Origin of the sequence: Pseudomonas sp. PDM18 (genome assembly GCF_014852585.1) — a bacterium.
GTDB lineage: Bacteria > Pseudomonadota > Gammaproteobacteria > Pseudomonadales > Pseudomonadaceae > Pseudomonas.
In genome coordinates this window covers 1-12,639 of record NZ_JACVBX010000022.1, presented here as the reverse complement: position 1 = coordinate 12,639, position 12,639 = coordinate 1, and the positions used below count along the sequence as shown (strand labels likewise).

At 66.3% G+C, this 12,639-nt stretch carries 13 protein-coding genes; 7 read left to right on the top strand and 6 right to left on the bottom strand.

What is annotated here, in order from left to right; genetic code table 11:
* Window positions 1-25: 25 nt before the first annotated feature.
* Both IB274_RS28420 and IB274_RS28415 read left to right on the top strand, forming a co-directional pair.
* Window positions 26-829 carry a gamma-glutamyl-gamma-aminobutyrate hydrolase family protein gene (locus IB274_RS28420; protein WP_192436128.1) on the top strand — a complete coding sequence of 268 codons (804 nt, stop codon included), beginning with the start codon at window positions 26-28 and terminating at the stop codon, window positions 827-829.
* 170 nt (window positions 830-999) lie between these two features.
* Complete coding sequence (locus IB274_RS28415) at window positions 1,000-1,773, top strand: SDR family NAD(P)-dependent oxidoreductase (protein WP_192436127.1); 774 nt, start codon at window positions 1,000-1,002, stop codon at window positions 1,771-1,773.
* Between the two features lie 64 nt (window positions 1,774-1,837).
* Here the strand turns inward: IB274_RS28415 and IB274_RS28410 are convergent, their stop codons facing one another.
* From IB274_RS28410 to IB274_RS28385, 6 genes are all read right to left on the bottom strand, one after another.
* Window positions 1,838-3,091, bottom strand: a complete 1,254-nt coding sequence (locus tag IB274_RS28410) for an RNA polymerase sigma factor (RefSeq protein ID WP_192436126.1) — start codon at window positions 3,089-3,091, stop codon at window positions 1,838-1,840.
* Between the two features lie 293 nt (window positions 3,092-3,384).
* Window positions 3,385-3,825, bottom strand: a complete 441-nt coding sequence (locus IB274_RS28405; protein WP_192436125.1) for a YybH family protein — start codon at window positions 3,823-3,825, stop codon at window positions 3,385-3,387.
* A gap of 24 nt (window positions 3,826-3,849) precedes the next feature.
* Window positions 3,850-4,647, bottom strand: a complete 798-nt coding sequence (locus IB274_RS28400) for a DUF899 domain-containing protein (RefSeq protein WP_192436124.1) — start codon at window positions 4,645-4,647, stop codon at window positions 3,850-3,852.
* A complete protein-coding gene (locus IB274_RS28395) occupies window positions 4,644-4,796 on the bottom strand; it encodes a hypothetical protein (protein WP_192436123.1) in 153 nt (50 codons plus the stop codon). The genes IB274_RS28400 and IB274_RS28395 overlap by 4 nt, the downstream gene beginning before the upstream one ends.
* Window positions 4,797-4,827: 31 nt before the next feature.
* Window positions 4,828-5,358: an SRPBCC family protein gene (locus IB274_RS28390; protein ID WP_192436122.1), complete on the bottom strand. Its 531-nt coding sequence runs from the start codon at window positions 5,356-5,358 to the stop codon at window positions 4,828-4,830.
* Window positions 5,359-5,398: 40 nt separating this feature from the next.
* Entirely contained in the window at window positions 5,399-5,767 is a 369-nt protein-coding gene (locus tag IB274_RS28385; RefSeq protein WP_192436121.1) for a YciI family protein, read from the bottom strand.
* Window positions 5,768-6,021: 254 nt separating this feature from the next.
* On the opposite strand from IB274_RS28385, the gene IB274_RS28380 reads away from it, so the two are divergent.
* From IB274_RS28380 to IB274_RS28360, 5 genes are all read left to right on the top strand, one after another.
* The gene (locus IB274_RS28380; protein WP_192436120.1) at window positions 6,022-6,567 is read left to right on the top strand and encodes a fimbrial protein; all 546 of its coding nucleotides are present in this window, start codon (window positions 6,022-6,024) and stop codon (window positions 6,565-6,567) included.
* Between the two features lie 98 nt (window positions 6,568-6,665).
* A complete protein-coding gene (locus tag IB274_RS28375) occupies window positions 6,666-7,418 on the top strand; it encodes a molecular chaperone (RefSeq protein ID WP_192436119.1) in 753 nt (250 codons plus the stop codon).
* Entirely contained in the window at window positions 7,402-9,993 is a 2,592-nt protein-coding gene (locus IB274_RS28370) for a fimbria/pilus outer membrane usher protein (RefSeq protein WP_192436118.1), read from the top strand. Before IB274_RS28375 ends, IB274_RS28370 begins: the two co-directional genes overlap by 17 nt.
* On the top strand, window positions 9,990-11,342 hold the full coding sequence (locus tag IB274_RS28365; protein ID WP_192436117.1) for a fimbrial protein: 1,353 nt from the start codon (window positions 9,990-9,992) through the stop codon (window positions 11,340-11,342). Before IB274_RS28370 ends, IB274_RS28365 begins: the two co-directional genes overlap by 4 nt.
* On the top strand, window positions 11,332-12,051 hold the full coding sequence (locus IB274_RS28360) for a molecular chaperone (protein ID WP_192436116.1): 720 nt from the start codon (window positions 11,332-11,334) through the stop codon (window positions 12,049-12,051). The genes IB274_RS28365 and IB274_RS28360 overlap by 11 nt, the downstream gene beginning before the upstream one ends.
* The last annotated feature ends 588 nt before the right edge of the window (window positions 12,052-12,639 follow it).

The following is a 12,639-nucleotide window of genomic DNA, read 5'->3' as shown; positions in this document are numbered from 1 at the left end:
GCTGCAGCCCGTCCAAAGGTGACATATGTCCAACAGCAACATTGGCAACAAGAAACAGACTCTCCGTAAACCCGTCGTCCTGATGTCCATGGGCAGCCAAGAGCGCAAAGGCCACGACTATCAGGTAATGACCCACAAATACATCGTGCCCCTGGTCGAACAGTCCGATTGCGTGCCGGTACTGGTACCGACCTGCTGCGGCATCGAAGACCTTGAGCAATACCTGGACATGGCCGACGGCGTGTACCTGACCGGCGCCGGCAGCAACATCGATCCGACCCTGTATGGCCAGGAGAACGAGACTCCCGGCAAAGGCCAGGACAAGGACCGCGACAACTTCGACATCCCGCTGATCAAGGCCGCCATTGCGCGGGGCCTGCCGATCTTCGGCATCTGCCGCGGCATGCAGGAAATCAACGTGGCCCTGGGCGGCGATATCTACCAGAAGGTCTACGCCGAACCCGGCTTCAACGATCATCGCGAGAATCCCGAAGACCCGGTCGACGTGCAGTACAGCCCGGCCCACGGCGTTCGCCCGAAAGCGGGCAGCTGGCTGCAGCAGCTGCTGGGTGACGAGATCCGCGTCAACTCGCTGCATGGCCAGGGTCTGAAGAACCTGGGCAAGGGCATCGAAGCCATCGCCCATGCGGAAGACGGCCTGGTCGAGGCCATCCACGCCCCGACGCTTTCCCCCTTCCTCTTCGCAGTGCAATGGCACCCGGAATGGCAGGCGGCGAAAAACCCGGACTCGGTGAAGATCTTCCAGGCGTTCGGCGATGCTTGCCGTGCGCAGGTGAAGAAGAAACAGGCTCGCGCACTCGCTGCCTGATTCACTTCCCGCGTCATGAAAAGCCCGGCATCCGCCGGGCTTTTTCGTTTCAGCTTTGTGTAGGAGCGCCCGTCATTCGCGCTGCGAATGGCGCACCCTGCACGCCCTTGAGGGCGCCTCGGGATAACCTTGGCGGTCAGCGAATTCGCTCTGATGAACAAGGTGCAGCCATGAGCAACGACCTCTTCTCTCTCGCCGGCAAGACCGTGCTGGTCACCGGCGCCTCCAGCGGCATCGGCGCACACCTGGCACGTGTGGCCGCCCGTGCGGGTGCCCGCGTGGTGCTGGCGGCCCGGCGTACCGACCGCCTGGCGCAACTGGCCGAAGCCATCCGCGCTGATGGCGGCGAAGCCCATGCCGTGGCGCTGGATGTGACCGACCGCGCCAGCGTCGAGGCCGCCTTCGACAGCGCAGAAGCGCAGTTCGGCGTGGTCGAGGTAGTGCTCAACAACGCCGGCATCGGCAACGGCCAGCGGGCGCTTGAAGTCAGCGAGGAAGACTGGCGCAGCATGCTCTCCACCAACCTGGACGGCGTCTGGCGCGTCGCCCAGTGCGCGGCGCAGCGTCTGGCCAAGTCCGGGCGCGGCGGCAGCATCGTCAATATCGCTTCGATCCTCGGCCTGCGCGTGGGCGGCGGCTATAGCCACTACTGCGCGGCCAAGGCTGGCGTGGTGCAATTGAGCAAATCCCTGGCGCTCGAACTGGCGCGCTTCAACGTGCGGGTCAACGCCATCGCACCGGGCTACTTCAAGACCGAGATGAACGACGCCTACTTTGACAGCGACAAGGGCCAGGCCTACATCCGCGACACGGTACCGATGCGCCGCCTGGGCCAGCTCCAGGAGCTGGAAGGACCCTTCCTGCTGCTGGCCAGCGACGCCGGTGCCTTCATGACCGGCGCGGTACTCGCCGTGGACGGCGGGCACCTGGTGAGCAGCCTGTAGAACGTAGCTCCAGTGACGCCGTCTGGCTGCCAGGCCGGCTGACCGCTGGAGAGTGCGCTGCAACTCAGCGGTCGAGCTCGCGAATCCGCTGCTCCAGAAAGCGCCGCTCCGGCTCCAGCTTCGCCAGTTCCAGTGCGCGTTCGTAGGCGCCACGCGCCTGCTCACGGCGCTCCAGCCGGCGGCAAAAATCGGCGCGCGCAGCATGGGCCAGGTGGTAATCCTGCAGGTCGCCACGGGCGAGGATGGCATCGACCTGCTCCAACCCCGCTTCCGGGCCATCGCGCATGGACAGGGCCACCGCGCGGTTGAGTTCGATCACCGGCGAGGGCTGCATCGCCAGCAGGAGGTCGTAGAGACCGACGATCTCCGCCCAGTCGGTGCTGGCCATGTCCGCAGCAGCGGCGTGCACAGCGGAGATCGCCGCCTGCAGGGTGTAGGGGCCGACACGCCGGGTAGCCAGCGCAGCGCCGATCAGTTGCTGGCCCTCGGCAATCAACGCACGATCCCAGAGCGCGCGGTCCTGGTTTTCCAGCAAGACCAGTTCGCCGTCCTCGCCGGTGCGCGCCTCGCGCCGCGACTCGTGCAGCAGCATCAGCGCCAGCAATCCCATCACCTCGGCTTCGGGCAGCAGTTCGAGCAATTGCCGGCCCAGGCGGATGGCTTCGGCGGACAGGTCGGTGCGGGTCAGCGAATCGCCGGCCGAGGCCGAATAGCCTTCGTTGAACACCAGGTAGATGACCCGCAGCACACTGGCCAGACGCTCTGGCAGCTCGGCGGCTTCCGGCACCTGGTAGGGAATCTGTGCGTCGCGGATCTTCGCCTTGGCGCGGACGATGCGCTGGGCGATGGTCGAGGGCGTGGCGAGGTAGGCGCGGGCGATTTCCTCGGTCTTCAGGTCGCAGACTTCGCGCAGGGTCAGCGGCACCTGCGAATCCGGCAGCAGCGCCGGGTGGCAGCAGGTGAAGATCAGCCGCAGGCGGTCGTCCTCGACGCTCTCGTCGGCCAGCTCTTCCACCGATTGCGCGTCGATCTCCAGTTGCTCGGCGATCTGTGTCAGCGAGGCATCGAAGCGCGAGCGCCGGCGCAGGCCGTCGATGGCCTTGAAGCGTCCGGCGGAGACCAGCCAGGCACGCGGGTTGGCCGGCACTCCATCGCGCCGCCACTGGTCCACGGCGGCAACGAAGGCCTCGTGCAGCGCCTCCTCGGCGAGGTCGAAATCACCCAGCAGGCGGATCAGCGTAGCCAGTACCCGGCGCGATTCACGGCGATAGACCTCGTCCACCACATCGCGCAGGGGCTGGGGGGCGTACTCGTGCATGGGCCGAAGGTCCTTGGCGTGGAGAGGTCTGCCTATCCTGCACGGATTCGCGTCGGGGTGGGAGGTGGCCGGACGGATGCGACGGGGGATCGTTGCGGGGTGTTTCGTTGGGCCGGGAATGCCGAGCTGGCGCGAGGGCAGATCAGCGCCATCGCATCAGCCGGTAATGGTGGCCTTTCGTAGGAGCGAGCTTGCTCGCGAACCTCACGTGGCACCCATGGCGTCAGGCGGTTCGCAAGCAAGCTCGCTCCTACAAGTCGAGGCCCAGGCCAGGTTTCGTGCAGAGGTCGAGGTCAGGGCTTGGCGTCGAACAGCAGTTGCCCCGTCGCCGGATCGAAGGGAATCGAGAAGTGCTCGTGGGCAATTTTCCAGTGCCCTGCCTCTCGCCGCAGCCCGACCGACACCCGCGCCCAGGAGGCGTTGTGCTGCCCCTTGTCGTCGGTGCCGCCGCAGTAGGCGAGGTAGTGCCCGAAGGCCGTATCGCCGCTGCTCTCGAAGCTCAGCTCATGGATCTCGAAAGTGGGTTCCTTGCACATCTGCGTACAGTCGCGCCAATGACTGGCGTAGGCCCCCACGCCCTTGAACTGCAACTGCTTCACCGCATCGAAGGCGAGGATGTCCTGGGTGTAGTGGCGGGTGATGCCGTCCACGTCAGAGGCGCGCACGGACTTCAGCCAGCTCTCCAGCAGCGCGTGCAGTTCACTGTGGGTGGCGTTCTTTTCAGCGGCAGTCATGAGGATTTTCCTCCGCGTCACGGGTCAGGAGCCACAGCAGCTGTGCGCCGGTGCGGCATCGTCGTATTCATCGTGGAAGCGCGTCCAGTTCATGCCCTTGCCCTGGTAATCGGGCATGCCGCCCCAGCCTTCGCCTCGTCCCAGCGGGGTGAGGTCGAGCAGGTGGTAGGTGAACAGCGGCGCCTCCAGTCCACGGCCGTAGGTCGAGTAGCTGTGGAAGACCTGGTCGCCGTCGCGCAGGAACACGCTCATGCCCGGCTGCTCGCCGCGCACGTGGTAGCCCTGGCCGAGGCGCTCCAGCTCAGCCTTGTCACGATAGTTGTATTCCACCGGGGCGACGGATTCATCGACGCTGACATGGAAGTCGTAGTTGAAGTCGCTGCCGAACGACGAGTACCAGGGGAACTGCCAGCCCATACGCGCGCGGAATGGCGCGATTTCCTCCAGAGGCGCGCGGGACACCATGGCGAAGGTGGTGCCACGGGCGTGCAGATGCTCCAACCGGCCGAGGTTGTCGATCAGGTAGGAGCAGCCCTCGCAGCCCAGCCCCGTGTCGCGGTGGAACATGAAGTGGTAGACGATCAGCTGCGGCCGCCCTTCGAACAGGTCGAGCAGGCGTAGCGGGCCATGCGCGCCTTCGAAGCGATAGTCCTCGTCGATGCGCACCACCGGCAGCTCGCGACGCTGGGCGTTGAGCGCGTCGCGGGCTTTGGTGGCGGCCTTCTCCTGCTCCAGCAGGCGGATACGCGCTTGTCGCCAGGCGGCCTGGGATACCACGCGAGGCATATCCGGGAATGAGGAATGCTGGTTGGCCAGTTTCATGTCGCACGCTCCTGGGGATGTTCCCGTTGCTCGTTGAGCCGGGCGCGGCGCTTGCCGCGCAGGCGGGTGACGGCGAAGGCACTGACGCCGCCGGCGGAAAGGACGCTGGTCACCGCCAGCGTCAGGGTCGATACGCACAGTGGGCACATGGCTCACCTCCACGGTTGGCTGCGGGTGAAATCAGCCCTTCTCGGCGAGCCCCTTGAGGTTGGCCAGGCCCGCCTCGAAGTCCTTGCCGACCATGCTGTCCACGTCGAAGAACAGGTGCATGATCTTGGCCACGAAGGGCACCGGGCCGAACATCGCCCAGGTCACGTCGGTGCCGCCGTCGCGCGGCACCAGGGTGAATTCGGCGGTGTTGCTGGCCTTGAACGGCTTGAAGAAGTCCAGAGCGATGGTCACGCGGCTGCCGGGGTCGCTCTTGAGTATCTGCATGCGCCCGGCCCCTGCCTTGCCGTTGCCTTCCCAGGCGTATACCGCGCCTGGGCCCTTGTCGGCGCCGGAAAAGCTGCGCTGCATCTGCGGGTCGAGCTTCTCGAAGGGCGACCATTGCAACCACAGGTGGAAGTCCTCGATGTAAACCTGGACCTTCTCCGGCGGTGCCTGCACGTGAAGCGTCCGTTCCACGCGGAAGGTGCCTGGCCGATTCGCAGCCAGCACCAGGACCACCGCCACAGCCAGTACCACCACCAACGCAATCCACTTGAGCATTCCATTCTCCTGACGTTGCTTTCTCTAGAAGCGCCGGGCTTCAGCGCCCGGCGAAGTATCGGTTCCAGTCGCGCACCGGGCGGACCTCCACGGCGCCGAGACGGCCGCTGGGAATTCGCTCGGCGATCTGTAGCGCCTCGTTGAGGTCGCGGGCGTCGATCAGTACGAAGCCGCCCAGGTACTCTCGGGTCTCGGCAAAGGGCCCGTCGGTGATCGAAAGCCCCGCCGCGCCATGACGCAGCGTAGTAGCGCTTTCCACCGCTTCCAGCGCCTCGGACGCCAGCACACGCCCCGCCCGGCGCTGGTATTCGTCGTTGGCGAAGCACTCATCCATCAGATGACGGTATTGCACATCGGACAGGCTCGACAGGCGCTGGTCATCGACATAGATCAGGCAGAGGTACTTCATGCTCGTCTCCCGCATCGCGCTGGCTGTTATCTCCTAGTCGAAGCGCGCGGCCAGGAATCGACAGCCGGGTGAAGATTTTTTCCTCGCAGGCTCCGGCGGTCCCTCGGACAGACGCGGCGAAACGCTCTGCAACCGTCATTTCCGCCGTTCGTCAGCGGCGCACCAGCGCTTTCAGATTCGTCTCAGAGCCTTACGGGCGGGACGTGGCGAAGATGGCCGTGGGGAAAAACCCCTGACCATGGAGCTCAAGAGAAATGAAACTTCACGCAACCGCCCTCGCTGTCGCAGCTGCCCTCGCTGTGCCGGGCTTTGCTTTCGCTGCCAACACCATCAACTTCAGTGGCGAAGTGACCGACCAGACCTGTTCGGCCGTGGTCGACGGCAACACCGACCCGACCGTCATCCTCGACAGCGTGCCGGTCAGTGCCCTGAACGGTTCCGTTGGCCAGACCACCGGCGAGACCAGCTTCACCCTGCAACTGACTGGTTGCGCCGCTCCCAGCGGTGCCGCCGAGCACTTCACCACCCTGTTCCAGGCTACCAACGCCACCGCCTCGGGCAACCTGACAAACACCGCTGCCAGTGGCGCCACCGGCGTCGCCCTGCAACTGCTCGACGGCCCGGCAGGCACCCCGGTGAACCTGGCAGGCGGCGCGGCCGTGGCCGCCGGTGACATCGTCCTCGCCGACGGTGAAACCAGCGCCAGCTACGACTACGCGGTGCAGTACATCTCCGAAGCCACCACCGTGACTCCCGGTCCGGTACTCGGCTCGGTGACCTACACCCTGCGCTACGAGTGACACCCCGCGGCACCGCCCCCCGGTGCCGCTTTTTCGCATTGCGCCGCGTCGGTCGAGGTGATTGAGCCCCGAACGATCCGGCAGGACAGGTGAACCGGATGAACGCCCTCCCACTGCGCCCGCTTCGCGCGGCGACGCTTGCGCTCGCCCTGCTGGCAGCCTTCACCGCCCCGCTCGCACAGGCCAGCGTGGTGATCACCGGCACCCGCGTCATCTATCCCGGCGATGCGCGGGAAAAGACCGTGCAGCTGACCAACAAGGACGGCTTCCCCAACGTCATCCAGGCCTGGATCGACGTCGACGACCCAGCCTCCACACCCGATACCGCCAAGGCGCCCTTCGTGGTGAACCCTTCGGTGTCGCGCATGGCACCCGGCAGCGGCCAGACCCTGCGCATTCTCTTCACCGGCTCCGGCCTGCCCCAGGACCGCGAATCGCTGTTCCATCTCAACGTGCTGCAGATCCCGCCACGCAACGCCGCCAAGGCCGACCAGAACCAGATGCTGCTGATGCTGCGCAACCGCCTGAAGCTGTTCTATCGCCCGGCAGCCATTGCCGGCAGCCCGGAGCAGTTGCCCGAGAAGCTGCGCTTCTCCCTGGTGCAGAGCGGCAGCAGCTGGAGCGTCAAGGTGGAGAACCCCACCGGCTACCACGCCTCCTTCGGCGGCGCGACGCTCAGTGTCGGCGCGCGTCAATGGAAGCTGCAGCCGAGCATGATCGCGCCCATGGGCCAGGCCCAGTGGCAGGCGCAGGAGCCTTCGGCGCTGCCCGCCGGCACGCCGCGACTGTCCGCCCTGCTGATCAACGACTACGGCGCAAGAGTGGAACTTCGCCATGACCTGTCGCGTTGACCCTCACCGTGGACCGCTGCTGCCCTTCGCCCTCGGTTCCCTCGCCATGGTGGTCGCGGGACTGGCGCAGGGGGATGCGGACTACCGCTTCGACGATAGCCTGCTGATGGGTTCGGGTCTGGCCGGCGGCAGCCTGGAGCGCTTCAACCGCGCCGATCAGGTGGACCCCGGCACCTACCACGTCGACCTCTATCTCAATGGCCAGTACGCCACCCGCGCCGAAGTGGAAATGCGCCAGCACGGCGAGCGCGCCGAGCCCTGCTTCAGCGAGCGTTTTCTGCGCCAGAGCCTGGGTGCGCGCCCGGACCCGAAGGCCGGCAAGGACGACCAGGGCATCTGTCACTGGCTCACCGAGCGCCTGCCGGACTCGACCTGGAACCTCGACACCGCACGCCTGCGCCTGGACCTCTCGGTGCCCCAGGCGCTGCTCGACATCAAGCCGCGCGGCTATGTCAGCCCGGACGAATGGGACGCCGGTACAACCATGGGCTTCGTCAACTACGACGCTAACCTGTACCGTTCCTCCTTCGAAGGCTCAGGCAGCGGCGGTGACTCGGACTACGGCTACCTGGGCCTGAACGGCGGCGTGAACCTCGGCCTGTGGCGCCTGCGCCACCAGTCCAACTACACCTATTCCAGCTACGCGGGGAACACCCGCAGCGACTGGAACAGCATCCGCACCTACGCCCAACGCGCAGTGCCGGACCTGCGCAGCGAACTGACCCTGGGCGACAGCTACACCGAGGGCAACCTGTTCGGCAGCATGGGCTACCGCGGCGTGCGCCTGGCCACCGACGACCGCATGCTGCCCGACTCGCAGCGCCAGTACGCCCCGCAAGTACGCGGCACCGCGACCACCAATGCGCGGGTAGTGATCAGCCAGAACGGCCGGAAGATCCACGAGACCACCGTGGCGCCCGGCCCCTTCGTCATCGACGACCTCTACGGAACTGCCTACGACGGCGACCTTGACGTGCAGGTGATCGAGGCCGACGGCAGCGTCTCGCGCTTCTCCGTGCCCTTCTCCGCCGTGCCCGAGTCCATGCGCCCAGGCCTGTCGCGCTACAGCGCCACGGTCGGCCAGGCGCGCCAGTACGGCGACGGCAACGACCTGTTCGGCGACCTGACCTACCAGCGCGGCCTGACCAACGCCCTCACCGCCAACCTCGGCACCCGTGTCGCCGAGGATTATCTGGCCGTGCTCGGCGGCGGCGTGCTGGCCACGCCCTACGGCGCCTTCGGCATGAACACCACCTTCTCCAGCGCCACCGTGGAGAACAACCAACGCAAGCAGGGCTGGCGCGTCGGGTTGAACTACAGCCGGACCTTCCAGCCGACCCAGACCACCTTGACCCTGGCCGGCTACCGCTACTCGACCGAGGGCTATCGCGACCTGGGCGATGCGCTCTCCGCGCGCGATGCCGACGAACACGGCGACAACTGGGATTCGAGCAGCTACAAGCAGCGCAACCAGTTCACCCTGCTGGTCAACCAGGGCCTGGGGCAGTACGGCAACCTCTACCTGTCCGGCTCCACCGCCGACTACTACGACGGCAAGAGCCGCGATACGCAACTGCAGGTCGGCTACTCCAACGTCTGGCGCCAGCTCAGCTACAACCTTTCCTACTCGCGCCAGCAGACCACCTGGTACCGCGACGTGAACGACGACTACGACCCGTCCCAACCACCGCAGTACAACCTGCAGCACGGCAGCAACCGCAACAACACCCTGACCCTGAGCCTCTCCATGCCGCTGGGCTCCACCAGCCGCGCACCGAACCTCAGTGCCATGGCCTCGCGGCGCTCCGGCGACAGCAGCGGCAGCACCTACCAGACCGGACTCAACGGCACCCTGGGCGAAGACCGCACCCTGAGCTACGCCCTCTCCGCCGGGCGCGACAGCGAAGGCCAGGGCACCGACTTCAACGGCAGCGTGCAGCAGCAGACCTCGGTCGCCACCTTCAACGCCGGCTACGCCGAAAGCTCAAGCTACCGTCAAATCAACGGCGGCATGCGCGGTGCGGCGGTGCTGCACAGCGGCGGACTGACCCTCGGGCCCTACGTCGGCGACACTTTTGCCCTGGTGGAAGCCAAGGGCGCCAGCGGCGCCGGTGTACGCGGCGGCCAGGGCGCACGGGTGGACAGCAACGGCTACGCCGTGGTGCCGTCGCTGTCGCCCTACCGCTACAACCCCATCAGCCTCGACCCGCAAGGCATCGACGAGAACGCCGAACTGGTGGAGACCGAACGCAAGATCGCGCCCTACGCCGGCGCCGCCGTGCGCGTCGAGTTCAAGACCCTCACCGGCCACCCCCTGCTGATCCAGGCCAAGCTGCCCGATGGTCAACCGCTGCCGCTGGGCGCCGACGTGCTCGACGGCCAGGGCGTGAACATTGGCATGGTCGGCCAGGGCGGCCAGGTCTACGCCCGCGCGGAAGGCGAGAAAGGCCGCCTGCGCGTGCAGTGGGGCGAACGCCCGGAAGACGGCTGCCTGCTGCCGTATGACCTCAAGGGCGCCGACGTCGACCAGGTACTGGTCCGCCTGCAGGCAACCTGCCTACCGGAGGCTTCATGACCCCTATCCTGCGCAGCCTGCCGCTGCTCGCCCTGCTACTCGCGCCGAGCGCCTGGGCCACCTGCTACAAGGTCACCAGCGTTGGCACCGCCACCACCGCCGCCACCTACCAGATCCGCCCGGGCGAAGGCGTGGCCGGAGCCTGGCCAGGGGATGGCGCCTGCGATACCTGTAACGGCTCCCTCGGCCTGCCCAGCGTGATCAACGTCAGCGACGCCAGCTTCCAGCCAGACGGCAGCATCATCGCCAGTTCGGTGGCGCCCTTTACGCAGTACGGCGCCACCGCCGGCCACGATCCGGAACGGGTGTTCTTCCGCTGCGCCCCGGAAGATGTGGTGTACGAGATGTTCTCCAGCAACGCCGACGACCTCTACAGCGGCTACTACAACGGTGGTGACAGCGTGGGCAATTCCATCGGCCTGCAGTCTGCCTACCGCACTGCCTGGCCCAACGTGCTACTGCGCCTGACCCATGTGGAAACCGGCGCGTACTTCACCGACATCTGGCGCGAACGCCAGTTGAGCGGGCTGGATATCGACTCGCGCGGCTATCAGCTGGTCAAGGCGAAGAACCTCAGCGCGGTGCGCGCCGAATTGTTCCGCGCGCCGCTGGAGAGCACCCGCTATTACTCGCCGACCATTGCCTCCCAGGCCTACCTCTACACCCAGCCGGCCGGCTACATCGCCATCAAGGGTCCCGGCCTGGCCTACCCCATCGTCGGTCAGACCCACATCAGCAACTACCCTGGCTGGCACTACAACTGGCCGGGCGCCATCGGGCTTTACAACAAGATGACGCTCAAGCGCTACCCCACCTGCGCCGTCACCAACGTCACGCCTAATGTGGTGTTCCCCTCGATCTCCATCGGCGAGATCAACGCCGGGGCCAATCGTGAAATGCCCTTCCAGGTCGACTTCAAATGCCAGACCGGCGTGATCAACAGCACCGCCGCCAACGGCACGGCGCTGGGCATCAAGGTCTCCGCCGGGGCGCTGGCGGCGTCCTCGGGCCTGGGGCTGATCAACGCCAACGGCGGCCTGTCCTACCTGGTTTCCGACCGCTATGGCCAACCCGGCGTGGCCCAGGGCGTGGGCATCCGTCTGCTGCGCGATGGCAGCGCGATGAACCTGCTGGCCAACGAAGACTCCGCCAAGGGCAGCAACGCCGCGGCCGTCGGCTGGTACCCCGCCATCGGCAGCGCCTCGAACAAGACTGGCGAGGTGAGCGGCATTTCCCAGTACACCGAGACCTTCCGCGCTCGCCTGGAAAAGCTCAGTCTCGGCACCATGCCCACCGTCACCCCGGGTCGCGTGGAAGCCACCGCGCAGGTGGTGATTCGTGTGCAGTAAACGGCTGCTCGGCTTGCTGCTCGGCCTGGGGCTGCTGGCCAGCGCGCAGGTGCACGCCGGCGTGACGGCTGAACGCACACGGGTGATCTTCGACGCAGGCCAGCGCGAAGCCTCGCTGGCGCTGGTGAACCAGAACAATTACCCGGTCATCGTGCAGGCCTGGATCGACGACGGCGATCTCGACACCGCACCACAGACCGCCGAGGCGCCGATCATGCCCCTCCCGCCGGTATTCCGCCTCAACCCCGGCCAGCAGCGCAGCCTTCGCCTGCTCTACACCGGCGTGGCCCTGCCACAGGACCGCGAGTCGCTGTACTGGCTCAACCTCTACGAAATTCCGCCGCAATCCAGCGAGCCGCTGGCCGAGGGACAGTCGCGTCTGACCGTTACGTTGCGCACGCAAATGAAGGTCATCTATCGCCCTCGCGCCCTGGTGAAAGACGCCGAGGAAGCTCCGCGCAAACTGCTCTTCCGCAGGGCCGGCAATGCGGTGCAGGTGGAAAACCCCACCGCCTACTTCATTACCCTGGCCGGCGCCGAAGCGCGCCAGGGCAACGCCGGCTCACTGCTGCCGCCCGAACTATTACCGCCGTTCTCGCAGCGCACGCTGTCGCCAACCCAGCCTCTGCCGGCAAGCGCCGGCGAAGTACGCTACCTGTGGATCGACGACGGCGGGAACAGCCAGCAGGGCACCGCGCCACTGCGCTGATGACTCGGGCTTCATGGGAAGTTCGGTGCAGGGTGGTTCGCGAGCAAGCTCGCTCCTACGAAGCCCCCAACTTTGGCCTTGGCTTTGGCGCTTAAGGTCTTCCAGAGAAATGCCCGCACACGCCGAATGCCCCGTTCAGGAGGCCTCGTTGAAGCGGAGTTTCAGGGGTTGAGCGGCATGGATGCCGCGAGAGCGCTGTCGGGCCAGGGATGGCCCGTCGAGGGGGACGCCTAGTTCGTGCCCCTGAAACTTCGCTTCAACGAGGGAATTTGTCGCCTAAGCGAAAAACCGGATGTCCGGGGCAAGACCTTTGCCTTCTTTGGGGCGTTTGCCAAAGAAGGTCGCCCGAGGGGGCGAAACAAAGAATCCGCGCGTACGCCGAAGCGGCGCGGAAACAAACAAGTCAAAGCAGCGATACAAAATCGACACAGGAGCCAAGGCAAGCGCCGGCCCTGCCGGCGGATCGCGGGCATGGCCCGCTTGTATGGCGTTAGGGTAGGAACCTGTCGGGGGTGGAGGGACAAGACCCGCTTCTGCAAGCCAGACGGTAGGAGACTTCCCCCACCCACGCGCTCACGACAAGCGCCG

What these genes read in the sequence shown, in the direction of transcription:
- IB274_RS28420 (WP_192436128.1), top strand. Translation starts at nt 26, where the DNA reads ATGTCCAACAGCAACATTGGCAACAAGAAACAGACTCTCCGTAAACCC.
- IB274_RS28415 (WP_192436127.1), top strand. Translation starts at nt 1,000, where the DNA reads ATGAGCAACGACCTCTTCTCTCTCGCCGGCAAGACCGTGCTGGTCACC.
- IB274_RS28410 (WP_192436126.1), bottom strand. Translation starts at nt 3,091, where the DNA reads ATGCACGAGTACGCCCCCCAGCCCCTGCGCGATGTGGTGGACGAGGTC.
- IB274_RS28405 (WP_192436125.1), bottom strand. Translation starts at nt 3,825, where the DNA reads ATGACTGCCGCTGAAAAGAACGCCACCCACAGTGAACTGCACGCGCTG.
- IB274_RS28400 (WP_192436124.1), bottom strand. Translation starts at nt 4,647, where the DNA reads ATGAAACTGGCCAACCAGCATTCCTCATTCCCGGATATGCCTCGCGTG.
- IB274_RS28395 (WP_192436123.1), bottom strand. Translation starts at nt 4,796, where the DNA reads ATGTGCCCACTGTGCGTATCGACCCTGACGCTGGCGGTGACCAGCGTC.
- IB274_RS28390 (WP_192436122.1), bottom strand. Translation starts at nt 5,358, where the DNA reads ATGCTCAAGTGGATTGCGTTGGTGGTGGTACTGGCTGTGGCGGTGGTC.
- IB274_RS28385 (WP_192436121.1), bottom strand. Translation starts at nt 5,767, where the DNA reads ATGAAGTACCTCTGCCTGATCTATGTCGATGACCAGCGCCTGTCGAGC.
- IB274_RS28380 (WP_192436120.1), top strand. Translation starts at nt 6,022, where the DNA reads ATGAAACTTCACGCAACCGCCCTCGCTGTCGCAGCTGCCCTCGCTGTG.
- IB274_RS28375 (WP_192436119.1), top strand. Translation starts at nt 6,666, where the DNA reads ATGAACGCCCTCCCACTGCGCCCGCTTCGCGCGGCGACGCTTGCGCTC.
- IB274_RS28370 (WP_192436118.1), top strand. Translation starts at nt 7,402, where the DNA reads ATGACCTGTCGCGTTGACCCTCACCGTGGACCGCTGCTGCCCTTCGCC.
- IB274_RS28365 (WP_192436117.1), top strand. Translation starts at nt 9,990, where the DNA reads ATGACCCCTATCCTGCGCAGCCTGCCGCTGCTCGCCCTGCTACTCGCG.